29 protein-coding genes and 1 pseudogene are annotated in these 24,853 nt (G+C 73.0%); 9 read left to right on the top strand and 21 right to left on the bottom strand.

The window, feature by feature from the left end; all coding sequences use genetic code 11:
- The first annotated feature begins 52 nt into the window (after positions 1 to 52).
- On the top strand, positions 53 to 202 hold the full coding sequence (locus tag ACZ4XJ_RS31960) for a hypothetical protein (protein ID WP_362876665.1): 150 nt from the start codon (positions 53 to 55) through the stop codon (positions 200 to 202).
- A gap of 164 nt (positions 203 to 366) precedes the next feature.
- Here the strand turns inward: ACZ4XJ_RS31960 and ACZ4XJ_RS31955 are convergent, their stop codons facing one another.
- Positions 367 to 1,128: a phosphoglyceromutase gene (locus tag ACZ4XJ_RS31955; protein ID WP_281203648.1), complete on the bottom strand. Its 762-nt coding sequence runs from the start codon at positions 1,126 to 1,128 to the stop codon at positions 367 to 369.
- Between the two features lie 153 nt (positions 1,129 to 1,281).
- Between ACZ4XJ_RS31955 and ACZ4XJ_RS31950 the strand changes: the two genes are divergently transcribed.
- On the top strand, positions 1,282 to 2,631 hold the full coding sequence (locus tag ACZ4XJ_RS31950; RefSeq protein WP_362876663.1) for an MDR family MFS transporter: 1,350 nt from the start codon (positions 1,282 to 1,284) through the stop codon (positions 2,629 to 2,631).
- A gap of 51 nt (positions 2,632 to 2,682) precedes the next feature.
- On the opposite strand, the gene ACZ4XJ_RS31945 is transcribed toward ACZ4XJ_RS31950, so the two are convergent.
- Together ACZ4XJ_RS31945 and mshA are read right to left on the bottom strand one after the other, a co-directional pair.
- A complete protein-coding gene (locus ACZ4XJ_RS31945) occupies positions 2,683 to 3,177 on the bottom strand; it encodes a type III secretion system chaperone family protein (RefSeq protein ID WP_362876662.1) in 495 nt (164 codons plus the stop codon).
- Positions 3,170 to 4,552 (bottom strand): D-inositol-3-phosphate glycosyltransferase, encoded by a 1,383-nt coding sequence (gene mshA / locus ACZ4XJ_RS31940; RefSeq protein ID WP_468498207.1) that lies wholly within the window; start codon positions 4,550 to 4,552, stop codon positions 3,170 to 3,172. Before mshA ends, ACZ4XJ_RS31945 begins: the two co-directional genes overlap by 8 nt.
- A 242-nt stretch (positions 4,553 to 4,794) precedes the next feature.
- Between mshA and ACZ4XJ_RS31935 the strand changes: the two genes are divergently transcribed.
- The 3 genes from ACZ4XJ_RS31935 to ACZ4XJ_RS31925 all read left to right on the top strand — a co-directional run bounded on the left by ACZ4XJ_RS31935 (position 4,795) and on the right by ACZ4XJ_RS31925 (position 8,735).
- Positions 4,795 to 5,607 (top strand): class I SAM-dependent methyltransferase, encoded by an 813-nt coding sequence (locus tag ACZ4XJ_RS31935; protein WP_362876661.1) that lies wholly within the window; start codon positions 4,795 to 4,797, stop codon positions 5,605 to 5,607.
- 240 nt (positions 5,608 to 5,847) lie between these two features.
- The gene (locus ACZ4XJ_RS31930; protein WP_468498206.1) at positions 5,848 to 6,981 is read left to right on the top strand and encodes a C40 family peptidase; all 1,134 of its coding nucleotides are present in this window, start codon (positions 5,848 to 5,850) and stop codon (positions 6,979 to 6,981) included.
- Positions 6,982 to 7,367: 386 nt separating this feature from the next.
- Complete coding sequence (locus ACZ4XJ_RS31925) at positions 7,368 to 8,735, top strand: PP2C family protein-serine/threonine phosphatase (RefSeq protein ID WP_468498205.1); 1,368 nt, start codon at positions 7,368 to 7,370, stop codon at positions 8,733 to 8,735.
- Positions 8,736 to 8,784: 49 nt separating this feature from the next.
- On the opposite strand, the gene ACZ4XJ_RS31920 is transcribed toward ACZ4XJ_RS31925, so the two are convergent.
- From ACZ4XJ_RS31920 to ACZ4XJ_RS31910, 3 genes are all read right to left on the bottom strand, one after another.
- On the bottom strand, positions 8,785 to 9,123 hold the full coding sequence (locus ACZ4XJ_RS31920) for a DUF2516 family protein (protein ID WP_468498204.1): 339 nt from the start codon (positions 9,121 to 9,123) through the stop codon (positions 8,785 to 8,787).
- A gap of 115 nt (positions 9,124 to 9,238) precedes the next feature.
- Positions 9,239 to 9,865: a hypothetical protein gene (locus ACZ4XJ_RS31915; RefSeq protein WP_362876658.1), complete on the bottom strand. Its 627-nt coding sequence runs from the start codon at positions 9,863 to 9,865 to the stop codon at positions 9,239 to 9,241.
- A gap of 17 nt (positions 9,866 to 9,882) precedes the next feature.
- Positions 9,883 to 10,323, bottom strand: a complete 441-nt coding sequence (locus ACZ4XJ_RS31910) for a helix-turn-helix domain-containing protein (RefSeq protein ID WP_362876657.1) — start codon at positions 10,321 to 10,323, stop codon at positions 9,883 to 9,885.
- A gap of 154 nt (positions 10,324 to 10,477) precedes the next feature.
- On the opposite strand from ACZ4XJ_RS31910, the gene ACZ4XJ_RS31905 reads away from it, so the two are divergent.
- The 3 genes and pseudogenes from ACZ4XJ_RS31905 to ACZ4XJ_RS31895 form a co-directional block, all read left to right on the top strand.
- Entirely contained in the window at positions 10,478 to 10,924 is a 447-nt protein-coding gene (locus ACZ4XJ_RS31905; RefSeq protein ID WP_468498234.1) for a helix-turn-helix transcriptional regulator, read from the top strand.
- A 10-nt stretch (positions 10,925 to 10,934) separates the two neighbouring features.
- Positions 10,935 to 11,351: a VOC family protein gene (locus ACZ4XJ_RS31900; RefSeq protein ID WP_362876656.1), complete on the top strand. Its 417-nt coding sequence runs from the start codon at positions 10,935 to 10,937 to the stop codon at positions 11,349 to 11,351.
- Between the two features lie 89 nt (positions 11,352 to 11,440).
- Positions 11,441 to 11,830 (top strand): annotated as a pseudogene (locus tag ACZ4XJ_RS31895) (imine reductase family protein); the annotation flags it as partial.
- 88 nt (positions 11,831 to 11,918) lie between these two features.
- Here the strand turns inward: ACZ4XJ_RS31895 and ACZ4XJ_RS31890 are convergent.
- From ACZ4XJ_RS31890 to ACZ4XJ_RS31880, 3 genes are all read right to left on the bottom strand, one after another.
- The gene (locus ACZ4XJ_RS31890; RefSeq protein ID WP_468498203.1) at positions 11,919 to 12,689 is read right to left on the bottom strand and encodes a putative protein N(5)-glutamine methyltransferase; all 771 of its coding nucleotides are present in this window, start codon (positions 12,687 to 12,689) and stop codon (positions 11,919 to 11,921) included.
- 90 nt (positions 12,690 to 12,779) lie between these two features.
- A complete protein-coding gene (locus ACZ4XJ_RS31885; RefSeq protein ID WP_468498202.1) occupies positions 12,780 to 14,024 on the bottom strand; it encodes a GNAT family N-acetyltransferase in 1,245 nt (414 codons plus the stop codon).
- A gap of 93 nt (positions 14,025 to 14,117) precedes the next feature.
- Positions 14,118 to 14,702: an RsiG family protein gene (locus ACZ4XJ_RS31880; RefSeq protein ID WP_362876653.1), complete on the bottom strand. Its 585-nt coding sequence runs from the start codon at positions 14,700 to 14,702 to the stop codon at positions 14,118 to 14,120.
- Between the two features lie 131 nt (positions 14,703 to 14,833).
- On the opposite strand from ACZ4XJ_RS31880, the gene dtd reads away from it, so the two are divergent.
- Positions 14,834 to 15,259: a D-aminoacyl-tRNA deacylase gene (dtd, locus tag ACZ4XJ_RS31875; protein WP_362876652.1), complete on the top strand. Its 426-nt coding sequence runs from the start codon at positions 14,834 to 14,836 to the stop codon at positions 15,257 to 15,259.
- 28 nt (positions 15,260 to 15,287) lie between these two features.
- On the opposite strand, the gene ygfZ is transcribed toward dtd, so the two are convergent.
- The 12 genes from ygfZ to ACZ4XJ_RS31815 all read right to left on the bottom strand — a co-directional run.
- Positions 15,288 to 16,256, bottom strand: coding sequence for a CAF17-like 4Fe-4S cluster assembly/insertion protein YgfZ (gene ygfZ / locus ACZ4XJ_RS31870; protein WP_362876651.1), 969 nt, complete (start codon positions 16,254 to 16,256; stop codon positions 15,288 to 15,290).
- Between the two features lie 51 nt (positions 16,257 to 16,307).
- Positions 16,308 to 16,757: a Fur family transcriptional regulator gene (locus ACZ4XJ_RS31865; RefSeq protein WP_468498201.1), complete on the bottom strand. Its 450-nt coding sequence runs from the start codon at positions 16,755 to 16,757 to the stop codon at positions 16,308 to 16,310.
- Positions 16,758 to 16,886: 129 nt separating this feature from the next.
- Positions 16,887 to 17,459, bottom strand: a complete 573-nt coding sequence (locus ACZ4XJ_RS31860) for a heme-binding beta-barrel domain-containing protein (RefSeq protein ID WP_281203667.1) — start codon at positions 17,457 to 17,459, stop codon at positions 16,887 to 16,889.
- Between the two features lie 267 nt (positions 17,460 to 17,726).
- Entirely contained in the window at positions 17,727 to 18,590 is an 864-nt protein-coding gene (locus ACZ4XJ_RS31855; RefSeq protein WP_468498200.1) for a hypothetical protein, read from the bottom strand.
- On the bottom strand, positions 18,587 to 19,429 hold the full coding sequence (locus ACZ4XJ_RS31850) for a hypothetical protein (RefSeq protein ID WP_468498199.1): 843 nt from the start codon (positions 19,427 to 19,429) through the stop codon (positions 18,587 to 18,589). Before ACZ4XJ_RS31850 ends, ACZ4XJ_RS31855 begins: the two co-directional genes overlap by 4 nt.
- Complete coding sequence (locus ACZ4XJ_RS31845) at positions 19,426 to 20,184, bottom strand: hypothetical protein (protein ID WP_468498198.1); 759 nt, start codon at positions 20,182 to 20,184, stop codon at positions 19,426 to 19,428. The genes ACZ4XJ_RS31850 and ACZ4XJ_RS31845 overlap by 4 nt, the downstream gene beginning before the upstream one ends.
- 183 nt (positions 20,185 to 20,367) lie before the next feature.
- Positions 20,368 to 20,646: a DUF3099 domain-containing protein gene (locus tag ACZ4XJ_RS31840; protein WP_468498197.1), complete on the bottom strand. Its 279-nt coding sequence runs from the start codon at positions 20,644 to 20,646 to the stop codon at positions 20,368 to 20,370.
- Between the two features lie 154 nt (positions 20,647 to 20,800).
- Positions 20,801 to 21,091 carry a DUF1416 domain-containing protein gene (locus ACZ4XJ_RS31835; RefSeq protein WP_468498196.1) on the bottom strand — a complete coding sequence of 97 codons (291 nt, stop codon included), beginning with the start codon at positions 21,089 to 21,091 and terminating at the stop codon, positions 20,801 to 20,803.
- A 99-nt stretch (positions 21,092 to 21,190) separates the two neighbouring features.
- A complete protein-coding gene (locus ACZ4XJ_RS31830) occupies positions 21,191 to 22,036 on the bottom strand; it encodes a sulfurtransferase (protein ID WP_362876644.1) in 846 nt (281 codons plus the stop codon).
- Positions 22,037 to 22,225: 189 nt separating this feature from the next.
- Positions 22,226 to 22,309, bottom strand: a complete 84-nt coding sequence (locus tag ACZ4XJ_RS31825) for a putative leader peptide (protein ID WP_350206375.1) — start codon at positions 22,307 to 22,309, stop codon at positions 22,226 to 22,228.
- Positions 22,310 to 22,470: 161 nt separating this feature from the next.
- Positions 22,471 to 23,184, bottom strand: a complete 714-nt coding sequence (locus ACZ4XJ_RS31820; protein ID WP_468498195.1) for an LmeA family phospholipid-binding protein — start codon at positions 23,182 to 23,184, stop codon at positions 22,471 to 22,473.
- A gap of 101 nt (positions 23,185 to 23,285) precedes the next feature.
- Positions 23,286 to 24,853 (bottom strand): hypothetical protein (locus tag ACZ4XJ_RS31815; protein WP_468498194.1); only part of this gene is annotated, 1,568 nt, incomplete at its 5' end.

The raw sequence follows: 24,853 nt of genomic DNA, 5'->3' as shown, positions 1-24,853 counted from the left end.
GGCGACCGCGTACGCGTACGACCTGCCGTGTGTGCCCCCACGAGGAGGATCCATGTCCGATTCCCCCGTCCCCATCACCCCGGAACAGGAGCAGCCGCCACGGCCGGAGCCGCTGCGCCTGCCCCTACTCGCGGCCTGCGGCTGCGGATCGGGCTGCGGCTGCGGCTGCCAGTCCGGTGCGCCCTGCCAGTGCGGCGGCTGAACCCCGACCGACCCCGACCGACCCTGAAGGGCCCCTTCCCGCTTCGCGGGCGGGGGCCCTTCGCCTCGTCGCGGGCCCGCTACGGGGGTCAACCGTGGGCCCATGGCAAAAGAGTGCCCCCGACCCGCACCGTGTGCGGGTCGGGGGCATGGTCACTCTTCCTGCTACTTCTTCTTGCCCTGGTTCTTGACCGCCTCGATGGCCGCCGCGGCGGCGTCCGGGTCGAGGTAGGTGCCGCCCGGGTTCAGGGGCTTGAAGGCGGCGTCCAGTTCGTAGGCCAGCGGGATGCCGGTCGGGATGTTCAGGCCGGCGATGGCCTCGTCGGAGATGCCGTCCAGGTGCTTGACCAGGGCGCGCAGGCTGTTGCCGTGGGCGGCGACCAGGACGGTGCGGCCCGCGAGGAGGTCCGGGACGATGCCGTCGTACCAGTACGGCAGCATGCGGACGACGACGTCCTTGAGGCACTCGGTGCGCGGGCGCAGCTCCGGCGGGATCGTCGCGTAGCGCGGGTCGCCGGACTGGGAGAACTCCGTGCCGTCCTCGAGGGCCGGCGGCGGGGTGTCGTACGAGCGGCGCCACAGCATGAACTGCTCCTCGCCGAACTCGGCGAGGGTCTGGGCCTTGTCCTTGCCCTGGAGGGCGCCGTAGTGGCGCTCGTTCAGGCGCCAGGAGCGGTGCACGGGGATCCAGTGGCGGTCGGCGGCCTCCAGCGCGAGCTGGGAGGTGCGGATGGCGCGCTTCTGGAGCGAGGTGTGCACCACGTCGGGGAGCAGGCCGGCGTCCTTGAGCAACTCACCGCCGCGGACCGCCTCCTTCTCGCCCTTTTCGTTGAGATTGACGTCCACCCAGCCGGTGAACAGGTTCTTCGCGTTCCACTCGCTCTCGCCGTGACGGAGCAGGATCAGCTTGTACGGTGCGTCGGCCATGCGTACGAGCCTAATGGACTGCCCGGGGCGCCCGCGCGCGGTGTGGACGGCCGTCGATTGACGGATGGTGACAATTCAGTGGCCGTCCGGGGATCTTGGATCGTAATGTGCGGAGCTCAGTAGGGACACTTACACATCCCCGGGGGGACCCTTATGTCCGTTGAGAGTCTGAGGCGGGCTGCCCGGGAGAGCGTCTCGGGTCTGCCGAGGGCGTTCTGGTGGCTGTGGGCGAGCACCCTGGTCAATCGGCTCGGGGCCTTCGTCGCCACTTTCATGACCTTGTACCTGACGTTGGACCGGGGCTACTCGGCCACCTTCGCGGGCCTCGTCGTCGCCCTGCACGGGCTCGGCGGCGTCATCTCGTCACTGGTGGCGGGGGTGATGACCGACCGGCTGGGTCGGCGTCCGACGCTGCTGGTGGCGCAGGCGTCGACCGCGTTCTCGGTGGCGCTGCTGGGGTTCATGGAGCGCCCGGCGGCGATCGCGGCGGTGGCCCTGCTGGTCGGGATGACGTCGAACGCCTCGCGGCCGGCGGTCTCGGCGATGATGGCGGACATCGTCCGACCCGAGGACCGGGCACGGGCCTTCGCGCTGAACTACTGGGCGATCAACCTCGGCTTCGGGATCAGCGCCGCGGTGGCGGGGCTGATCGCGCAGTACAGCTACCTGGCGGGCTTCCTGGGCGAGGCGGCGCTGACGCTGGCGTGCGCGGTGCTGGTGTACGCGAAGCTGCCGGAGTCGCGGCCGGAGCGGGCGCGGCGGCCCGGGTCGGACGCCGACGGCGAGGGGTTCGTCCCCGAGCCGGAGGTGGGGCTGGGGACGGTGCTGCGGGACGGGCGGTTCATGGGGGTCGTCGGGCTGTCGTTCGTCATCTCGCTGATCTTCATGCAGGGCTCGGTGGGGCTGCCGGCGGCGATGGGCGCGGCCGGGTTCTCGCCGGCCGAGTACGGCCTGGTCATCGCGGTCAACGGGCTGCTGATCGTGATCCTGCAGATCCCGGTGACGCGGTTCATCGAGCACCGGGACCCGCGCAAGCTGCTGGTGGTCTCGGCGCTGCTGGCCGGGTACGGGTTCGCGATGACGGCGTTCGCCGGGCCGCTGTGGGCGTACGCGCTGACGGTGTGCGTGTGGACGCTGGCGGAGATCGTGAACTCGCCGACCCAGATGGGACTCGTCGTCCGGTTGTCGCCGGTGCACGGGCGGGGGCGCTACCAGGGGATGTACACGATGTCCTGGGCGGTGGCCTCGCTGGTGGCCCCGCTGATGGCCGGGATCGTCCTGGACCGGCTGGGCGCGCACTGGCTGTGGGGGTCGACCGGGGTGCTCGGCACGGTGGCCGCGGCGGGGTACTGGCTACTGATGCGGAACCTGCCGGACGACGCGGACGCGGAATCCGGCGGCGGCACGGACGGGCGGGCCGGCGCGGTCGAGACCGTGGCGGTCGAGGTCGCGGGTACGGGGGCGTCCGGCGCGAAGCCGATCGCGACGGCGCCGGCGGCGTAGCCGGTCGGGGCGGCGCCGGCGGCGTAGCCGGTCAGGGCGGCGCCCCCGCCGTCACCCCTCGCGGGACGGCCGGGTCAGGTGCTTGAAGGCGTCCAGGTTGCGGGTCGACTCGCCGCGCGAGACGCGCCACTCGTACTCGCGGCGGATCGCGCCCGCGAAGCCCAGCTCCAGCAGGGTGTTGAAGGCGCCGTCGGCGGCCTCCAGGACGGTGCCCAGCAGCCGGTCGAGGTCGTCCGGGGTGATCACGGACAGCGGGAGGCGGGCCGTCAGGTAGACGTCGCCGAGCGGGTCGACCGCGTAGGCCATCCCGTACAGCTTGAGGTTGCGCTCCAGCAGCCAGCGGTGGACGCCGGCCTCGTTCTCGTCCGGGTGGCGTATCACGAAGGCGTTGACGGAGAGGGAGTGCTTGCCCAGGCGCAGCGAGCAGGTGGTGCTCAGCTTGCGCGTGCCGGGGAGCCGGACGACGTACGAGCCCGGTTGCGGGCTCTCCCAGCTCAGCTCGGCGTCGGTCAGGACGCTCTCGATGATCGCGGCGGTGTCAGCCATGGTGGGAGCGTACGCGACGCCGATGATCATGCATGGCGGCGGTGTAGACGTCGGCGGTGCCACTGGCGGCGGTGTCCCAGCCGAAGAACTGCGCGTGCCGCGCGGCCTGCCCGCCCAGGCGGTCGGCCAGCCCCGGGTCGTCGATGAAGCGGCGCAGCTCACGGGCGTAGTCGACCGGGTCGTGGCCGGGGACGAGGATGCCCGTGACCCCGTCGTTGACGGCGACGGGCAGTCCGCCGACGGCCGCCGCGAGGACCGGCGTACCGGTGGCCTGGGCTTCGAGGGCGACGAGCCCGAAGGACTCGTTGTAGGACGGCATGACCAGCACGGACGCGGCGCGGAACCAGTCGGCGAGCCGGTCCTGGTCGACGGGCGGGTGGAAGTGCACGAGGTCGGTGATGCCGAGTTTCGCGGCCAGCTTCTGCAGCCCCTCCGGCTTGGCGAGACCGCTGCCGGAGGGCCCGCCGACGACGGGGACGAACAGTCGGCGGCGCAGGGACGGGTCCTGGGCGACCAGTTCCGCGACGGCCCGCAGCAGGACGTCCGGGGCCTTCAGCGGCTGGATGCGGCCGGCGAACAGGGGGATCACGGCGTCCTGCGGCAGGCCGAGGCGGGCGCGGGCGGCGGCCCGGCCGTCGCCGACGGTGAAGCGGTCGAGGTTGACGCCGGGGTGGACGACGGCGACCTTGCCGGGATCGGCCTCGTAGTGCCGTACGAGTTCGTCGGCCTCCTCGGCGGTGTTCGCGACGAGGCGGTCGGCGGCGGAGACGATCTGGGTCTCGCCGATGACGCGGGCGGCGGGCTCGGGGGTGTCGCCGACGGCGAGCGCGGCGTTCTTGACCTTGGCCATGGTGTGCATGGCGTGCACGAGGGGGACGCCCCAGCGTTCGGCGGCGAGCCAGCCGACGTGGCCGGAGAGCCAGTAGTGGGAGTGGACGAGGTCGTAGTAGCCGGGTCGGTGACCGGCCCAGGCCTGCATGACGCCGTGGGTGAAGGCGCAGAGCTGGGCGGGCAGCTCCTCCTTGGCGAGGCCTTCGTACGGACCCGCGTCGACGTGCCGTACGAGGACGCCGGGGGCCAGCTCGACGGCCGGCGGCAGGCCGCCGGTGGTGGCCCGGGTGAAGATCTCGACCTCGATGTTGATCGCGGCGAGGCGCTTGGCCAGCTCGACGATGTACACGTTCATGCCGCCGGCGTCGCCGGTGCCGGGCTGGTGCAGCGGTGAGGTGTGCACGCTGAGCATGGCGACGCGGCGCGGCTTGCGGTGGTGGCCGACGGCCGGCAGGCGCAGTCGCGGCGCGTCGCTGCGGGTGCCGCGCGCGGCGGCGAGGCGTCCGCTGATGCTGCCGCCGAGACGGGACACGTACTGGCTCAAGGGAGCAGTTCCTCTCGCTCGGACGACGCGCGGGGACGACGCGCACGGACGGTGGTGGCGGACCGGGCGGGGCCCGGAGGGACGGTCCGCCCCGTGGGGCGGCATGGCTGCGGGGGCGCTGTGGGGCGCCTTGCAAGGAGTGCAACCCGGACGGGCGCCGCCCGCATTCCGGGGCGGGCCGACTTTCCGTCGCTGTTTGCCGGTTTTTTATCCGGCGAGGGCCCTCCGCTTAGGCTCGGCGCATGGCTTCCCGCAGCACTCCACCACCCCCGAGGCGCCCTGTGGGCACCGTGACGCGGGGGACGACGAACCCGAACCGGCTGCGCCGCATGGACCGCTGGATCGCGGCGTCGCACGGGGCCGCGCTGCGCCGCGCGGACGCGCCGGTGGCGGTGGACCTCGGCTACGGGGCGGCCCCCTGGACGGCGGTGGAGCTGCTGGCGCGGCTGCGGGAGGCGGCGCCGGCGGTGCGGGTGGTCGGCATCGAGATCGAGCCCGCGCGGGTGGCGGGGGCCAAGCCGTACGAGCGGGACGGGCTGAGCTTCCGGCACGGCGGCTTCGAGGTGCCGCTGGACGGGGACGAGCGCCCGGCGCTGATCCGCGCGGCGAACGTGCTGCGCCAGTACGACGAGGAGCAGGTCGCCCGGGTGTGGGAGCGGCTCCGCGCGCGGTTGGCCCCGGGCGGGCTGCTCGTGGAGGGGACGTGCGACGAGATCGGCCGGCGGCACGTGTGGGTGGCGTTGGGGCCGGAGGGGCCGCGCACGGTGACCTTCGCTACGCGGCTGGGCTCCCTGGAGCGTCCGTCGGACCTGGCGGAGCGGCTGCCGAAGGCGCTGATCCACCGGAACGTGCCGGGCGAGCCGGTGCACGCGTTCCTGCGGGACTTCGACCGGGCGTGGGCGGCGGCGGCCCCGTACGCCTCGTACGGGGCGCGGCAGCGGTGGATCCGGACGGCGCGGGCGCTGTCCGGGGACTGGCCGCTGGCGGACGGCCCGGTGCGCTGGCGGCAGGGGGAACTGACGGTGCGGTGGGAGGCGCTGCGCCCGGTGGGGTGACGCGCACGCGATGGGGTGAACCTCGTACGACGGGGAACCGGCTCCGTGGGCGGCCCGTTGAGTCGGCAGGGGTGGGCGGGGCGTGGCCGGTCATGATCGGACCGTGACCCGCAAGGGTGTTGGAATTCACCGAGTCGTGGCACCATCCCGGAGACAGTGACAAGTTACTGATGAATAGTCAGATCTGATGTCGGGTGAGGCACCTGTCGTCCGGTCGGACTCGGGGCGCCTGGGGGAGCCATGGGGACCGCGAAGCGAGCGTCGCGTCGGCACGGGGCATCGACCCTGACACTGCTGTGCGCGATGGCGATACTGACGGCCCCCGCGATCGCGGGGGGCACCGCGTACGCGGCCCCGGCCGCGCCGGTCCCGTCCCCGGCGCCGCCCGCGCCGGGTGCGACGCCCGGGTCGCCCGTGGCACCGACGCCGGCGCCCGGGGCGAAGTCGCTGGAGCAGACCCGCAAGGACATAGAGGGGCTGTACCGGCAGGCCGGCAGCGCGACGGACGCGTACAACCTCGCGGAGAGCGAGACCAAGGCCCAGTCCGAGCGGATCGTGGAGATCGCGAAGCTGGTCGTGGCGGGCCAGGACCGGATCTCCGGCCTGAAGGCCCGCGCGGGCGCCGCGGCGCGCGCCCAGTACCGCTCGGGCGGCCTGCCGCCGGGCGCGCAGCTGGCGTTGAGCGACAGCCCGGGCCAGTTCCTCGACGGGGCGAACCGGTTGCGGCAGGGTGAGAAGGCCACCACCGACCTGTTGTCCGAACTCAACCGCACGCAGAGCGGCTTGGAGCGGTACGCGAAGGACGCGGGCGCGCTCTGGCAGAAGATGGAGGAGAACCGGGCCAAGCAGGAGGCCGCCAAGAAGGAGATCGAGGGGAAGATCAAGGCGGCGGAGGAGCTGGAGAACAAGCTGGAGGCCGAGGAGAAGGCCCGGCTGATCCAGCTGGAGCAGGAAGCCCAGTACAAGGCGCAGACGCAGTGGCTGTCGACGGGCGCGCTGAAGGAAGCGAAGGGGTCGGCGACGGACGCCGGCAAGCGGGCGGTGCAGTTCGCGACGGCGCAGATGGGCAAGCCGTACGTGTGGGGCGCCACCGGGCCGAACTCATACGACTGCTCCGGCCTGACCTCGCAGGCCTGGCTGGCGGCCGGCAAGGCCATCCCGCGCACCTCGCAGGAGCAGTTGCGGCTGCTGCCGAAGGTGGCGATGAAGGACATACGACCGGGTGACCTGATCATCTACTGGGACGACGCGAGCCACGTCGCGATGTACGTCGGGGACGGCGCGATGGTCCACTCGCCCCGCCCCGGCCGGAGCGTGACGATGGCGGGCGTCGGCTCGATGCCGATCAAGGCCGTGGTCCGCCCCGACGCGTAGGCCCCGGCCGGGCGGATTCGGGTCCCGGGCGGGGCCGCGGGCGGGCTCGGGTCGTGGGGGCGGAGTCACCGCGGCCCACACGCGGCCGTCGGCGGCGCCGGACCGGAGAAGCCCGCGGGCGCGGCCCGGCGGGGCGGAGGTGTGCAGCGTCACGTGGGACGGCGGTGGGGCGGGGGCGGGGGCGGGGTGCGCGACGTCACGTACAGGGGTCCGGCACGGGCTTCGGCGGTGGGGCGCGGGGTCCCGGTGAGCGGGACCGGGTTGTGGGGGTTCCGTGACGTTGGTCATCCATCGGCCCGCTTATCCCCCGCGATAACGGCATATGACGGAGGCCCTCCCCCCAACCGGCATTCCGTTCGTCGCCACCCTCCCGCTAGGGTCGGCCCATGAGCGCACCCTCGGGGGGAGGGAAGGAACCGGAGACGATGTCCGTACCCGTACCGCGGCAGCGGGACACCCCGCCCGTGGAGAGCGGTCCGGCGGTTCTTTCCGTCACCCCCGCGACACCCGGACCGGGCCCCGCCCCCGTTCCGGCCACCGCATCCGTACCCGCACCCGCCCCGGCACCCCAGACGTCACTGACCCTGCTGGTGATCGAGGACGACCCCGCGGGCGGCCTCACCGTTCCCGAGATCCTCGACGCCGACGGCCACCGCATCCGGCTGCGCAGCGCCCGCAACCTCACCGAGGCCGCGCGACTGCTCACCCCCGACGTGCACTGCGTCCTGCTCGACCTCTCCCTCCCCGGCGCGGGCACGGGCACGGGCGCCGACACCGAGGACGGTCTCGCGACCCTGCGCCAGGTGCTGCGGCTGGCCCCGCGCCACGCGGTCCTCGTACTGACCTCGGAGTCCGACGCCGAACGCGCCGCCGAGGCGGTCCGCGTCGGCGCCCAGGACTTCCTCTTCCGCGACGAGCTCGACGGCCGGCTGCTCAGCCGCGCCATCCGCTACGCCGTGGAGAGAAAGCGGGCGGACATCGCCCAGTACAAACTTGCAGAATCGAAACTGCGGGCCCAGGAGAACGCCCGCCTGGAACGCGGTCTGCTCCCCACGCCCCTCCTGGAGGGCTCGGACCTCCGCTTCGCCGCCCGCTACCGACCGGGCCGCAGTCGGGCCCTGCTCGGCGGGGACTTCTACGACACGGTCCGCACCCCCGACGGCACCGTCCACGCGATGATCGGCGACGTCTGCGGCCACGGCCCGGACGAGGCGGCCCTCGGCGTCGAGCTGCGCATCGCCTGGCGCGCCCTGACCCTGGCCGGCCTGTGCGGGGACGACCTGCTCTCCACGCTCCAGGAAGTGCTCGAAGTCGAGCGCCCCTGCGAGGAGATCTTCGCGACGCTGTGCACGGTCGACATCGCCCCGGACGGCCGCCGCGCCGGCCTGTGCCTGGCCGGGCACCCGGCCCCGCTGATATCCCGGCCGGGCCAACCGGCGCGGCTCCTGCCGTACGAGAACAGCGGCCCGGCGCTCGGCCTGCTGCCCCGGGCCCGCTGGCCCCGCCGCCAGGTCGAACTGGGCGGCACCTGGAGCCTGATGCTCTACACCGACGGCCTGATCGAGGGCCACATCGGCGAGGGCAAGGAGCGCCTCGGGCAGGACGGCATGGTCGAGATGATCAACCGTCACCTGGACCGGGGACTGACCGGCGAGGCACTCCTGGAGGCTTCCGTCACGGAGGCCCGCCGCCTCAACGGCGGCGAACTCACCGACGACGTCGCCGTGGTCCTGCTCTCCCGCAACGCGGGCTGAGCCGGAACCCGGCCGGCGACGCCCGCCGGCCGGTGCCCACCACTCGGGACTACCGGCCGCCGTTGTAGGGCCCGTACGGGCCGTCGCTGCTGCTGCCGCGGCGCTTGCCGCCGCCGCCCGTGATCTGCTTGAGCGCCGGCCGGACGTCGACGAAGAAGACGATGGTGGCCACCAGGCCCGCGATCTGCAGGAACAGCATCGCGAGGAAGAAGTCCACCACCACGGTGACGCCGAGGATGACCAGCCAGAAGGTCTTGGTCTGCTTGTCGGCCGCCGTGTAGGCCTGCGCGCTCGGCACCGCGGCCATGACGAACGCCACGACGGCGAGCGCCAGCATGGCGTAGCCGAACAGCGGGAGCACCCCGTTGTCGAACCCCTGCATCAGCATCGTCTCAACCGCCCTCTGTCCCGTCCGGCACGCCTGTCTCCACGCTACCGCCGGAGCCGTCTTCCCAAACGAGAACGAACCGGGCACCGCTCAGGTGCCCGGTCCGATCCGTCGATCAGGCCTCGCCGCCGGTCGTGGCGGCGGCCTTCTTGGCCGTGCTCTTGCGCGCCGTGGTCTTCCGCGCCGCCGGCTTCGCCTCGGCGGAACCATCCGCGGCCTCGGCGGCCGCCGCGTCGGTGGCCTGGGCGTCGGAGGCAGCGGCCTCGGTGGCCCCGGCGCCGGACTCCTGGGCGGGCTTCGGCTTCGGGTCGGGCTCCACGACGTCGGCCAGGTCCACGATGTCGTCGGAGATCTCGCCGCGCCACGCCCGTACGGCCTGCTCGCCGTGCTCGGCGACCTTGTCGTAGGTCTCCTTGGCGCGCACCGCGTACTCGGCGGCCACGCCGACGCCGCGCAGCGCCAGGTCCTGGGCGGTCTCGCCCAGCTTCTTCGGGTCGATCGACCCGAGGACCTCGGCGACCTTGGCGGTGACCGCCTCCTGCGCCTCCTTGGCCTTCCCCTGGACGACCTTGGGGTCGGTGTTCACGACGGCGTCGATCCGCGCGGGGGCCTCGGCGCGCAGCTGCTCGATGAGGCCGGGCACCTTCTTGGCCTGCTGTACGGCCAGGTCGGCGGTGCCCGCGGCGAAGTAGAGGGGGGTCGGGTCGGTGAGGGTCTTCTTCAGGTCATCGGCGATGGCCATGTGCTGGTCCTCCCGGATCACAGTCGGTTCGTAGGGGGCAGGTCCCCGTCGTCGGCAATGGCACCGGAGTCCGCGGTCGGGCCGGGGGCGGCGTCGGCGGCCGCCTCGGCGTCCAGCGCGTTCTCCTTGCGGAACGAGTCGTAGATCTGGAGCAGCACCTGCTTCTGCCGCTCGTTGATCGACGGGTCGGAGAGGATGGCGGCACGCGTCTCCACCTCGTCGCGATCCCGCTCGTCCAGGATTCCGGCCTGCACGTACAGCGTCTCCGCGGAGATCCGCAGCGCCTTGGCCAGCTGCTGGAGGATGTCCGCGCTCGGCTTGCGCAGCCCGCGCTCGATCTGGCTCAGGTACGGATTCGACACCCCCGCCGCGTCGGCCAGCTGCCGCAGGGACAGTTGAGCCTGCCGCCGCTGGTCGCGGAGGTATTCGCCGAGGTTTCCGACGTTGAGCGATGCCATGCCCCGATCCTGCCGCACCCTGCTAACTTTTGCAAGCAACCGCTTGCAAAAGCGCGCACCCCCGGCCGGCGCAGGGTTCGTGGCATGCCGCCCGTGGGATGCTGGGGGCGTGAACCTGGAGGATCTCGTACGGCTGCGGCGGGCTCGGGACGCGATGGACCGGGACTACGCGCGGCCGCTCGACGTGCCGGCGCTGGCGCGGGTCGCCCTGATGTCCTCCGGGCACTTCTCCCGCAGCTTTCGGGCCGCCTACGGGGAGACGCCGTACGGGTACCTGATGACGCGCCGCATCGAGCGGGCGAAGGCGCTGCTGCGGCGCGGGGACCTGAACGTGACGGAGGTCTGCTTCGAGGTCGGCTGCACCTCGCTCGGGTCGTTCAGCTCGCGCTTCACCGAGCTGGTCGGCGAGACGCCGAGCGCGTACCGGGCCCGCTGCCACGCGGCGGGCGCCGCGATCCCCGCCTGCGTGGCCAAGGTGTCCACCCGTCCGCTCAGGAAACCGGAACCGATCGGGAAACCGGAACCGGTCAGCAAACCGGAACCGGTCAGCAAACCGGAACCGGTCAGGAACGGAGAAGCGGGAACGGGCGACGGCTCGTAACGTCGAGGGCATGACCATCAAGCTCTCGCAGTGCTTCATCGCCGTCGACGACCACGACAAGGCGCTCGCCTTCTACCGTGACGTCCTCGGCATGGAGGTCCGCAACGACGTCGGCTTCGAGGGAATGCGGTGGGTGACCGTCGGGTCCCCCGCGCAGCCGGACGTGGAGATCGTCCTCGAACCGCCGCTCGCCGATCCCAACGCCTCCGCCACCGACAAGCAGGCCATGGCGGAGCTGCTGGCCAAGGGCATGCTGCGGGGCGTCATCTTCGCCACCGACGACGTCGACGCCACCTTCGAACGGGTCCGGGCCGCCGGCGGCGAGGTGCTCCAGGAGCCGGTCGACCAGCCGTACGGGGTCCGCGACTGCGCCTTCCGCGACCCGGCCGGCAACATGCTCCGCTTCAACCAGCCCCGCACGCGGTAACCGACCCGCGATCCCACCGGCGACGGCCCTTCCCCAGGGGGCCGTCCGCCGGGTGCGCCGGTTGCGCCGCCACCCGGAGCCGGGGCGTCCTGACCGCCGACACCCCCGACCGGGCCCGGGACACCGCGCGGTGGGCGGAGCGGCACGGCGTCCGCCACCTGGACGGGGCGGTCATGACGCCGAACGCCACCATCGGCACGGACCACGCGGTGTTCCTGCACGGCGGCCCGCAGGACCTGTACGAGGAACTGCGCCCGGTGCTCGACACGTTGGGTGGCGCCCACACCCACCTCGGAGCGGACACCGGCCGCGCGGCGGCGTACGACATCGCGCTGCTGGACGTCTTCTGGACGGCCACGGCCGGCTGGGCGCACGCCCTGGCGGTCGCCCGGGCCGAGGGCATGGCCCGCCGCACGGTCGGGCCGGGCCACGGGACGGACGGGTTCGTCCGGATCGCCGAGGTCCTGGGCCGCCGCTGAGGAACCGCCGGGGGCACCCCCGACGCCGAGCCCACCGCCGCCGCGTCCGGAAGCGGACGCGGCGGCGGGCCCCGGTCGGCTCGGCGCGCTACCCCACCGGCGCCCGCCCGATCACCACCGTCGCGTACAGCTCCTCCGAGGTGACCGCCCGGACCGCGAGGCCGCCCGCCGTCAGGGCGGAGGCCGTCACCGGCGACTGCCGGGCGCTGGTCTCGATCAGCAGGTGTCCGCCCGGGGCCAGCCACCGCACGGCCTCGGCGGCGACCCGCCGGTGGACGTCCAGGCCGTCCGCGCCCCCGTCGAGGGAGACGAGCGGCTCGTGGTCGCGGGCCTCCGGCGGCATGAAGCCGATCTCCTCCGTCGGCACGTACGGGGCGTTGACCACCAGCACGTCCACCCGCCCGCGCAGCTCCGCCGGGAGCGCCGCGTACAGGTCGCCCTGCCAGACCGAGCCCCCGTACGGGGCCACGTTGCGCCGCGCGTACTCCAGCGCGGCCGGGTCGATGTCGGCGGCGTGCAGTTCGACGCCGCCGTGGACCTGGGAGGCCACCGCCGCGCCGAGGGCGCCGACCCCGCAGCACAGGTCCAGTACGACCGCTCCGGGCCGGGTCAGCCCGACCGCCTCCCGCACCAGGAACTCGGTGCGCCGGCGCGGCACGAAAGCCCCCGCGCCGACCCACACGCGCAGCCCGCCGAACTCCGCCCAGCCCACGACGTGCTCCAGCGGTTCCCCGGCGACCCGGCGGGCGACCATGCCGGCCAGGTGTCCGTCGTCGGTGGCGGCCGAGACCAGCAGGTCCGCCTCCTCCTCCGCGAAGACGCAGCCGGCCGCGCGCAGGCGTTCCACGATCGATGCCACGGGTGATTCGGTCCTCTTCGGTCGTCAGCAGTCGGAGATCGGTGGTCGGTGGTCGGCAGTCGGTGGGGACGGGCGACGCGCCCCGGGCCGTCAGAAGACGTCCGGGCACCACGGCCGCCGCGCGGTGCGGAACACCGTGTCGGCGAGGGCCACCGCCCCGGGCCGCAGTTCGCTCACCCCGCCCAGCGCCGCCAGCCGTACCGCCGAGGCGTCGCCGAGGTAGAGGGCGCCGAGCGCGGCCGCGTCGAGCCGCAGGTCGGCGGGCTCCTCCGTACGGGAACAGGTGCCGGCGCCCGCGTCGAGGCGGTAGCGGCCCTCCGCCGGGCCGTCGGGGTCGGTGACCTCCAGGACGAACGCGCCGGGGACCTCGTACGTCCGCGCGGCCAGCGCCCGTGCGACGTCCAGCACCCGCACCCACAGGAAGTCGGATGCGGTCACCAGCGCGGCCGCGCGCGGGTCGGGCAGCAGCTGCGGGAGGAGGTCGTCGGGGGCGCGGTAGCCGGTGCGGACCTTGGTGACCCAGTCGACGGAACACAGGAAGTGCCACAGCGCCCGCTCGGCCCCGGGGGTCAGCGCGATCAGGTCGCGCACGCGCAGGGTGTTCTGCGGGGTCTTCGCGTCGGTCCAGTGCTCGTCGACGCCGTAGATCACCAGACCGGCGGTCTCACCGTCGGCGCTGCGGTACACCGCGTGGAACTTGTCCTTGTACGGGGAGTGCGACATCGCCCGCACGCCCGTCGCCACGTCCCACCAGCGCGCGTCCCGGTCGACCAGGCCGGGCACGACGGCCCGCAGCCGCTCGTGCAGCGCGGGGCCGATCCGCCGGACCTCGGCGGCGTCCACCAGGTCTATCCGGCCGCCGTCGGCGGGGACCGGCCGGCGGCGGTCGAGGCCGGTGCGCGGCACGTCGATCTCCCACTCGGCGAGGGAGGTCGCGGGGCCGAAGCCGTAGCGCCCGTAGATCGGGTACTCGGCGGCGATCAGGGTGGCCAGGACGTCACCGCGCTCCCGGGAGGCCGCCAGCTCGGCGGCCATCATCCGGGTCAGCAGGCCCTGGCGGCGGTGGGTGGGCAGTACGGCGACGGAGGAGACCGCACTGCACGCGACGAGGGCCCCGCCGGGGACGGTCAGCTCCTGCGTGAAGGACCGGAAGCTCGCGACGCAGCGGCCGGTGTCCGGGTCGAAGGCGCCCTGAAGGCGGGCGAGGTCGCTGCCCTCGGTCCGTTGGGCCACGTCGGAGTCCGTGACCGGGGTCGCGGTCAGGAAGCCGGTGTTCAGGGCCCGCATCCAGTCGGGGATCTCGGACTCGGTGATCGGGCGGACGTCAGCGCTCATAACGGCTCACGCTAATCGTCCGTACGGCCCTGGTCGCCCGATTTTCCCGCCGCCCGCGATCGCTGCCCGCGCACCCCGTCCGGCAGCGGGTCGCTAGGCCAGCAGGTCGTCCACCTGTGCCTCGCCCTCCCGGTAGCGGCGGGTGATCTCCGCGCTGGAGTCGTCCGCCAGCCGCTGGAGCTGCTGCCGGCGCCGCGAGACCTGCTGCTCGTAGCGGACCAGCCGGCCCATCGCGTCGTGCAGTTCCGCGTCGGTGCGGGCGTCCAGGTCGGACAGTTCGACCTCGGAGAGCATCTCGGCGGCCAGCAGCCGGAACTCCTCGTTGTGCGGGGTCCCGAGGGTGACGTGGCGGGCGGAGGGCCTGCGGCTGGACGGCGCGTCGGCGAGGATCTCGGAGAGCCGGTCCACCACCGGCGCCTCGGGGTCCGTGCGGCGGGCGAGTTCGGCGCGCAGGATGTCGATGCGGCCCTGCAGGAGTCTGCGTACGTAGCTCAGGTCGGCCTCGTCGCGCTGCGCGTCGCGGCGCAGCGCGCGCAGCTCCGGCAGGCCGAGGGCGGTGGCCGCGCCGGCCAGCGGGCCCGGGCCCGGGGCTTCGCCGGTGCGCTGTGCGGGCGGGCGCCCGGTGGCGGGTGACGCGGGTGACGCGGGTGCAGGTGCGGAGGTACCAGAGGTGTTCATCGTTCGTATCCGTCCCCTCGACCGGTGCTGGGGGCACCGCCTGCGTGCATCGTGCCACTCTCCGTGGCGTCGACGCAGTCCCACTGCACCCGATCGGCCCCGGACGGGTGCACGCCTGGTACACAGGTGGTATGCGAGCAGTGGTGCAGAGGGTGGACGGCGCGAGCGTGGTCGTGGCCGGTGAGACGGTCGGCGAGATCGTCGGCGAGGGACTGTGCGTCCTGGTGGGGGTGACCCACGACGACACTCCGGAGAAGGCGGCGCTGCTGGCGCGCAAACTGTGGTCCGTACGGATCCTGGAGGCGGAGAAGTCGTGCAGCGACATCGGCGCCCCACTGTTGGTGATCTCCCAGTTCACGCTCTACGGGGACGCCCGCAAGGGCCGCCGCCCCACCTGGAACGCGGCCGCGCCCGGCCCGGTCGCCGAGCCGCTGGTCGACGAGGTCGTGGCGCAACTGCGGTCGCTGGGCGCGACGGTGGAGACGGGCCGGTTCGGCGCGGACATGCGCGTCTCGCTCACCAACCACGGCCCGTTCACCATCGTCATCGACATCTAGGACGTCCCGCCCGATCGGCGCCGGAACGCTACGGCGCCACGACGACCTCCTGCGCGGCGGCGGTGGTCCCCACCAGCAGCGGCGCGTCCACGGGGACGTTCCGCTTGACCAGGGCGAGGGCGATCGGCCCCAGTTCGTGGTGGCGCACGGCGGTGGTCACGAAGCCGAGCCGACGGCCCTCCTCCCCGTCCGCGGCGAGCCGTACGGGCGTGCCGTGCGCGGGGAGCAGCACCTCGGAGCCGTCCAGGTGCAGGAAGACCAGCCGGCGCGGCGGCTTCCCCAGGTTGTGGACGCGGGCGACGGTCTCCTGTCCCCGGTAGCAGCCCTTCTGCAGGTGGACGGCGGTGCCGATCCAGCCCAGTTCGTGCGGGATGGTGCGGTGGTCGGTCTCCAGGCCGACGCGCGGGCGGTGCGCCTCGACGCGCAGGGCCTCGTAGGCGAGCAGGCCGGCGGCCGGGCCGTGCGCGGCGGCGAAGGCCTCCAGCTCGGCGCGGGGGAGGAACACCTCGCGGCCGTACGGGGTCTCGCGCACGGCGAGGTCCTTGGCGACCTCGGCGATCGAACCGGCCGGGAGGTGGACGACGGCGAAGTCGGCGGTGCGGTCGGCGACTTCGACGCGGTAGAAGAACTTCATCGCCTCCAGGTAGCCGATCAGGGCCTCCTGGGTGCCGGGCTCGACGTGCGCCCAGACCGTCTCCCCGTCGTCGACGAGGTAGAGGGCGTGCTCGATGTGCCCGTTCGCGGAGAGGATCAGCGCCTCGGTGGCCTGTCCGGCGGGGAGGTCGGCGACGTGCTGGGTGATCAGCAGGTGCAGCCAGCCGAGCCGGTCCGCCCCGGTGACGGTGACGACACCGCGGTGGGAGAGGTCGACGAAGCCTCGGCCGTCGGCGAGGGAGCGCTGTTCGCCGTAGAGCTCTCCGTAGTGGGCGGCGACGCCCTCGTCACGGCCTTCGGCCTGTACGGCGCCGGGGAGATGGAGCAAGGGGCTGCTGGTCATGCCACCAAGCGTACGACCCCGGCGGCGCGGCCCCCGGGGCGCTCCCCCGGGTCAGGGCAGCTCGGGGCGGGTGTCCGCCGCGCGGCGGGCGGCGCACTCCGCGCACAGCCCGAAGATCGCGAAGTGCTTCATGTCGGTCTCGAAGCCGAAGTCGGCCCGCAGCTTCGCCGTGAACTCGGCGGCGACGTCCAGGTCGGCCTCGATGACCTCGGTGCAGTCCCGGCACACCAAGTGGATGTGGTGGTGCCGGTCGGCGAGGTGGTAGGTGGGGGCGCCGTGCCCGAGGTGCGCGTGCGAGACCAGGCCCAGCTCCTCCAGGAGCTCCAGGGTCCGGTAGACCGTCGAGATGTTCACCCCGGAGGCCGTCCTGCGCACCTCGACGAGGATCTCGTCGGGGGTGGCGTGCTCCAGGGCGTCGACCGCCTCCAGCACAAGCTGTCGCTGCGGTGTCAGCCGGTATCCGCGCTGCCGCAGGTCGCTCTTCCAGTCGGTGCTCACCACCCGGCCAGTGTAAGCGCGCGAAGGGGACCGCGGTCGAGTCCGCGGTCCCCTTCGTTTCGTACGACCGTCCGCCCGGCCCTCGGCCCGGCGGAGCTGCCCCGTCGGCTCGGCGGTGGCCGGCCGGTCGGCTCAGCGGAAGAAGGCGATGCCGTCCTCCGGGAGCTCCGGCAGGTTGCGCGCCATGTCGGCGATCTCCTCCGGGGTGACGACCTTCTTGAGCTGGGCCGACATGTACGGGCGCAGCTCGACGTCGGGCGTGGCCTTCTCGCCGACCCACATGAGGTCGCTCTTCACGTACCCGTAGAGGCGCTTGCCGCCGCTGTACGGGCCGGAAGCGGCCGTGCGGGCCACCGCGTCGGTGACGACGTCGATCTGCGGCTTCTGGTGCGCGAGGTCGCCGTACCAGACCTCGACGACGCCCTGGTCACGGACCATGACGATCTCGACCTTGCGGTCCGCGTCGATGCGCCAGTAGCCCGACTCGGACTCCAGCGGGCGCACCTTGTTGCCCTCGGCGTCGAGGACCCACGTGTGGGAGGTGTACTCCAGGAAGTCCCGGCCGTCGTGGCTGAAGACGACTTCCTGGCCGAAGTTGCACTTCTCCTCGCCGGGGAAGTCGAAGACGCCCGCGCCCTCCCAGTTTCCGAGGAGGAAGGCGAGGGGGACGAGGCCGGGGTTCAGGTCGGAGGGGATCTGGATCATGGTTGGCTGCTCAGGCGATCTGTTCGAGGGGGTCCGGGGTGGTCGACTGCGCGGAAGCTCAGCGCTGACCCTGGTACAGCTTCTTGACGGCCAGGACCGTGAAGGCCATGACGCCGACGCAGACCAGGACCAGCAGGGAGGTGAAGACTGCCTCAAGCACGGGGTGCTCCTCGGGAGGATTCGATGGCGGGGTACGGGCCGGTCCCCAAGCCTACTGGCCCGGGGACCGGCGCACTCTGCGAGGTGGGCCGTACGCCGTCCGGCGGGTCAGCCGAGCAGCTGGTGCTGGAGGATCACCGTCTGGTGGAGCGGGACGGCTGGCACCGCTCCCTTGCGGGTCTGCAGGATCACGGCCTGGACGTCACCGGACTGCACGCAGGCGGCCCGGACCTGTTCGTCGCCGACCGGGGCGGATTCCTCCATCACGGTCACACCGGTGGTGTCGGGTGCCTTCTGGTCGACCTTGACCTTGCCCCAGACCTCGTCCACCTCGATGCGGTTGACGCCGTTCAGGTTCATGTCGGCGCCGCAGCCCTCGAAGGTGTCCGCGAAGCCCGAGGAGTGGAACCGCAGCAGGTAGACGCGGGTGCGGGTGCCGTCGGGGGTGGTCCAGCCGCGGCCCACGATCTGGCGCAGGCCCTCGTTGACCAGCCCCTCCTTCAGCTTCGCGCGCGCGGTGCCCTCGTACTCCTCCATGAGGGTGTCCACGGTGACGACGGAGTCCTTCTCCAGCTTCAGCCCGGGGTCCGGTACGGAGCCCTTCGGCGGGGGCAGCAGCAGCTGGGTCAGGCCGGCGTAGTGGGTGCCGTCCTCGTTGTCCTTGGCGAAGGGCAGCGGGGCACCCGGCGGCAGGGTGGGCCGGGCCGGCGCCGGGTACTCCCAGCGGCCGTCGTCGAGGGTGGCGAGCCCGGGGAGATCGGTGCGCTCGGGCTGGAGGAGCGCGTACGCGGCCCCCGATCCGGCGGCCGCGAACACGAGGACGGCGGCGCTCCACCGCAGCACCGCGAACAGCTTGCGGCGGTCCTTGGGGGGCGCGGGGGGCGCGTCCGTCGGGGTCGGGGCCACGGGGGCGGCGGGCGCCGGGGCGGGCTGCGGGGACGTTTCCGCCGGGGCGGTGTGCTGCTCGGTCACGCGGACTCCCCCGGGGACTTGAGGTGGCGCAGCTGGTTCTTGAGGAGGTCGACCGCGTCGGTGGCGTAGAAGCCGGACTTGGGACCGTAGGCGCGCAAGTCGACCATCACGTCGCCCTCGACCGCGACGCAGTACAGGGACTCGATCTTTTCCTTCTTCTCCTCGCCGACGGCCACCAGCGCGCACTTGGCGTCCGGGTAACCGTCCACCTTCGGCGCCTCTCGCTTGTCGGCGACGAACTCCAGGAAGGACTTCGAGGCCCCGGCGAAGGAGTTCACGGCCTTCGGGTCGGCCTGCAGGATCCTGACCTCCACGACCAGGTTCCCGGCCCACTTCGTGTAGGTGCGTCCCGCCTGGCCCTTGAGGTCGAGTTCGGCCAGCGCCTCGTCGCGCTTCTTGCGCTCCGAGGTGGACAGGCCCTTGCGGATCTCCTTGAGCCCCTCGACGGCCTTGTCCCCGGACACGACGAAGTCGTTGCCCTCGGCCCCGAGGTCCGGGCCGAGTTCGAAGCTCGCGGGCACCGGGAGCAGCTTGGCGGACACCGCGTTGGCGGGCACGTTCGGCGGCTCGGGTACCTCCTGCGGCTCCTCGCCGGCGGCCGCCCAGTAGGCGGTGGGCGCGCTGCGGTCGGCGTCGTCGACGGTGGCGGACGCCCAGACCCCTGAGCCCACCAGAACGGCCAGGCTGAGCACGCCGACCACCAGCGGGCCCACCTGGACGCGACTCCCGGCCGGGGCGTCGGGGGCGGCCACCGTGGCCGGGGCCGGTCCGGGCTCCGTCGCCGCGGGGGCGGCGGGGCCGGCCGGGACCGTCGTCGTGTCGTTCGTCGGCTCGGTCACAGTCGCTCCAGCTGTCGCTTGGCCAGGTCGACGACGTTCGATTCGGCGATGTTCCCGCCCCGGTTGTCGTCGTAGAAGATCTCCAGGAGCACGTCACCGCGCCGCACGAGGGCGCGCGAGCTGCGGTACGGCTCGTAGCCGGGCTCCTGCTGCGCCTTCGAGTCCACCCAGGCGTGACCGAGGTCGTCGGGCACTCCGGGAATGGACACACCGGGATTGCCGGCTCGCCTCGCGCTCGGCATGCCCGCGCTGTAACCCTGCTGGTACTCGTCCGCGCCTTCGCGATCCCTGAACTGGATGAGCCGGACGGTGACGTGGTAACGGTCGTTCGTGGACCACGAGGTCAGCGCGATTCTGCGGAGGCCGCCCGTGACGAAATCCCGCAGGGCCTCTTCCGGGTTGTCGTGGTCGGCCGCGAAGAAGTCGAGCGACTCGTAGCCCGGCGATTCCTCGACCTTCGCGCCCGGCGGCGGCTCCAGGAGCAGCTCCGTCAGGTCGCCGTCGGTCTTGTGCCAGCGGTTGGCGTTGACGGACTTGAGCGTCGTCGCGCCGTCCGCGGCCAGCGGCTTCGGGGTGTTCACCTGCCGCAGGGCCAGCGGGGGCAGGGGGGTCGGTTCGCGGTGGTACTGGATCGCGTAACCGGTGACCGTGCCGGCCAGGGTACCGAGGACGACGGCGGCGGCGATCAGGAGCGTCGTGCGCCCGCGCCGCCGACGAATCGGGGCGATCTCGGCGCGAGCGGCATCCGATGTCACGGCCGGAAATTCCGCAGTGCCCGATTCCGGCGTCTTCTCCGCCGGTATGGGCGGCTCAGGCACGGTCTGTTCTTTTTCCAAGGGAGGTCCCCCCCGCAGGACTGGAGGCGCCGGGTGGTGCACCCACGCACAGCCAAGACGGACCCCGACCGGAAGTAGTTGTACCGAACCCTTATTACGTTTTTATATAGGCGGGTTTCCTTCGTCCCGGCGCCGCTTTCCGTCCAATTCGTCCCACCATTCGTCCGACTTCCGATCGCCGGAGGGATCGTCCCACCAGCGGTCGTCGGGTCCGCGCCGGTTGGCGACCATCGCGGCGATCGGCGGGATCACCATGGCGACCACGCAGAGGGCCACCGCGGCCTCCACCGACCACAGGCGCACGAAGGACCAGGCGGAGACGAACAGGAACAGGCATCCGCCCATGAGCAGGAAGTAGGCGCGTCGGCGCCGGGCGTACATACCTCCAGGGTAGGTCCGCGCCGACCCGCACGACCCCGAACGACCCCGACCGGACGCTCCGGACGGCGCGAAGGGCCGCACCCCGTTCCAGTGGCGTCCAACCCCCGGGGGTGCGGCCCTTCGGCCGGTCAATCGTCGCTGCGGTGTGCGGTGCTCAGACCGCGATCGCCACGTCCGTCACGCCGCCGGCCTCGGCGACCACGACGTCGCGGTCGGCCGTGCCGCCCGGCACGAGCGCGCGCAGGGTCCAGGAGCCGGTGGCCGCGTAGAAGCGGAACTGGCCGGTCGCCGAGGTCGGGACCTCGGCGGTGAACTCGCCGGTCGAGTCCAGCAGGCGGACGTAGCCGGACACCGGCTCGCCGCCCTGGGTGATCTGGCCCTGGATGGCCGTCTCACCGGGCTTCAGCGTCGCGAGGTCGGGCCCGCCGATCTGTGCTCCACACATGTTCTCTGTCCTGTCCTGGAGAGGTCGTACTGCTACTGGCTACGGGTGCCCCTGCGTGCCCGGCAGGGTTGCCGACCGGCCGGCCGCCGGCCGGCCGGGCTACTTGTTGGGGCCGAGCTCGATCGGCACGCCGACCAGCGAGCCGTACTCGGTCCACGAGCCGTCGTAGTTCTTGACGTTCTCCTGGCCGAGGAGCTCGTGCAGCACGAACCACGTGAGGGCGGAGCGCTCACCGATGCGGCAGTAGGCGATGGTGTCCTTCGCCAGATCGACCTGCTCGGCCTGGTAGAGGGCGGTCAGCTCCTCGTCCGACTTGAAGGTGCCGTCGTCGTTGGCGTTCTTCGACCACGGGATGTTGCGGGCGCTCGGGATGTGGCCCGGGCGCTGCGACTGCTCCTGCGGGAGGTGCGCCGGCGCGAGCAGCTTGCCGGAGAACTCGTCGGGCGAGCGGACGTCGACCAGGTTCTTCGTGCCGATCGCGGCGACGGCGTCGTCACGGAAGGCACGGATGGAGGTGTCCTGGGCCTTGGCCTTGTAGGAGGTGGCCGGGCGGTTGGGGACGTCCTTGCCGTCGACCAGGTCGCGGGAGTCGAGCTCCCACTTCTTGCGGCCGCCGTCGAGCAGGCGGACGTCCTGGTGGCCGTAGAGCTTGAAGTACCAGTAGGCGTAGGACGCGAACCAGTTGTTGTTGCCGCCGTAGAGGACGACGGTGTCGTCGTTGGAGATGCCCTTGGCGGAGAGGAGCTTCTCGAAGCCCTCCTGGTCCACGAAGTCACGGCGGACCGGGTCCTGGAGGTCGCTCTTCCAGTCGATCCGGACGGCGTTGGTGATGTGGTTCTTGTCGTAGGCGGACGTGTCCTCGTCCACCTCGACGATGACGACGTCGGCGTCGTTCAGGTGGGCCTCGACCCAGTCGGCGTCTACGAGGACGTCGCTGCGGCTCATGATGTTCTCCTCCGGGGCAGTGTGCGGCGGGGTGGTGCGGGTGCTGCTGCGGGGCTGGCAGTGCGGGTGCGCGCCGTTCCGGGTGTCACGCCCGGACCCTGCGCGGGGAGGCGTCAGGGGGCGGGAGGCAGGTGCGGTCACGCGACTGAAGGGCCGTCGTCCGGCCGGTGGAGCGGAAGGCTCACACCGCTACATGGAGCGACAGAGCATGGCGGCGACGCGACACAGGTCTACTGCCCGCCGCTTCGTGAGGTCCGCCTGCTGATGCTTCATAGGTAGGGATCGTAGGGACGAATCGGCCGCCCTGTCACCGGTGTGTCATATGTCGAGACAGGATCGTCCGAATGATGGGACGAGAGAGCCCCGGCGGGCCGCCGCGCGGCCCCCGGGGCTCCTCGTACGACCCGTTCATCTGCGGATCGGACCGGGCTGTCTCACGATCCGGCCAGCGACACGTTCGTGCCGGTCAGCGTGAGGTGCACACCGGCCTCGTCGGCGGTCAGCGCGGACAGGCCGAGCCCGGCGGGCAGGCCTCCGTCCACGGTCCGGTCGAAGTCGGTGCGCTTGCGGACCTCGCGCTCGATCCCGGGGATCCCCTCGCCGGGGACCTCGTCGGCGCGCACCCGGACGATCTTGCCCTTGCCGTCCTTCGCGTCGACGAGGGTCACGGTCGACACCACGTGCCGGGTCAGGGACTGGCCGAGGAACTCCAGCGTCGCGGTGACCTTGACCTTGCCGGGGGTTCCGCCGTAGGTCAGGACCACGCCGTTCTGGGAGGCCTGGGTGAGGTCCGCCCAGGAGGTCAGCGCGGTGCCCTCGGCCCGGCGGGCGGTGCCGCCGGTGTAGTCCCCGTTCAGCTTCACCTCGTGGAAGCTCGCGTCGATCTGCGAGAGGCGCGTCTTGCGGCCGTCCGCGGTGGCCTCGACGCCGGTCAGCTTCAGGTTGACCCGCTCCAGGTCGTGGCTGAGGGCCTGCGTCAGGAACGGGAAGCCCTCTATCTCGACCTCCGCCTTGCCGCCGGCCCCCTGCCGCGCCTGGATGCGCTCGGCCAGCCGCTCCTCGGCGTAGCCGACCGCCCAGCGGTCCGCGCCCACGAACAAGGCCCCCAGGACCACTCCGATGATCAAGACGACGCGCAGGAAACGCACGTGCCCTCCCCCTACTAGTCGGTACGTGCGTTCTAGTGGACCATGACCGGCCGCGGGGGCCGTGTGCGAGCGCCCCCGGGCCGGTGGTCGGCCCCGGCCGGTCAGCCCACGACCCGGCCGATCAGGTAGACGGCGGGCGCCGCGACGGCCAGCGGCAGCGCGACACCGGCCGTCATGTGGACGAACTTCGACGGGTAGTCGTACGCCGCCACCCGCAGGCCGATCAGCGCACAGACCCCGGCGACCAGGCCGATCAGGGCCCCGCCCGCGCCGGTGCCGGTGACGGTGCCGACCGCGATGCCGGCGCCCGCGGCCGCGCCCAGCGACACGGCGACGGAGGGCAGGGTGGGCAGCGGCAGCGCGCGCGTGAACACGGCCACGGCGACGGCCGCGGCGCCCACGCCGACGGCCTCGCCGTCGGCCGCGAGGAAGCCCGCGCAGGCGATGGCCAGGGCGGCGGAGGCCACCGACGCCATCAGCCCGTACATCCGCTCGTCGGGGTCCGCGTGGCTGCGCAGCTGGAGGACCAGCGTGAGCAGCACCCAGGCGCCGAGGGTGCCGATGATCGCGCCGGGCCCGTACGTGCTGTCGACGGCGAGCACCGCCGCGTCCGCGACGAGGGCTCCGAGGAAGGCGAGGGCGATGCCCTGACGGGCGGGCCACATGCCGTTCAGGCGGAACCAACCGGCCGCGGTGAGGGCCTGGAGGGCGATCAGCGGGAGCAGCAGGGCGAAGTCCCCGAACGCGGCGGCCACGGCCAGCAGCAGCCCGAGGGCGGCGGTCAGTACGGCCGGCTGCGGACCGGGGTCGATGATCGGCGAACGGCCCTCGGCGCGGGCCTGGGCGGGGTCGACGGCGCGGATGGTGTTGCCGCCCAGGGTCGGGGGGGAGTAGTCGGCGGCGGGCCCCCCGGCCGCCGGTACGGGCCCGGCCGCGGGAGCCGCGGGAGCCGCCCCGGCGGCCCCGGGCCCCGGGTAGGGCGGCAGGTACGCCGTCTGCTCGGCGGCACCCTCACGAACCGGCGGCAGATACGCCGTCTGCTCAGCGGCACCCTCACGAACCGGCGGCAGGTACGCCGTCTGCTCCGCGGCACCCTCACGAACCGGCGGCAGGTACGCCGTCTGCTCCGCGGCGGCGTCGGGGGCCGGTGCGGGGGGCTGGGGCGGGAGGTACGCGGTGGACTCGGCGTCCCAGGGCTGCGGCTCCGCCGGCCGGGGCTGCGCATGGCGCGGCCCGGCGTGCCGGGGCTGCTGCGGGGCGGCCGCGGGGGCGGCCTCCTCGCGGAACCACCCATCGGGCGCGACCGGCTGCGCCTGTTGCTGCTGCTGCGCCCGGGGGTCGGCCGGCCCCGGGTACGGGGGCAGGTACGCCGTCTGCTCGGCGGCGGCCCCGTCACCACCGGAGCCCCCACCGGCGCCGAAGCCGGTCCCGCCGGACGTGCGCGGGTCGGCGGCCCACGGAGCGGCCTGCGGGGCGCCCCAGTCCTGCTGCGACTGTTGCCGCTCGGCGGGCGCGGGCGCCGGCGCGGCCTCCTCGCGGAACCACCCATCGGGCGCGACCGGCTGCGCCTGCTGCTGCTGCTGCGCCCGGGGGTCGGCCGGCCCCGGGTACGGGGGCAGGTACGCCGTCTGCTCGGCGGCGGCCCCGTCACCACCGGAGCCCCCACCGG

This window comes from Streptomyces sp. NPDC029836 (assembly GCF_055574495.1).
Note: the sequence above shows the minus strand (reverse complement) of the source record. Positions and strands in the feature narration are given on the sequence as shown.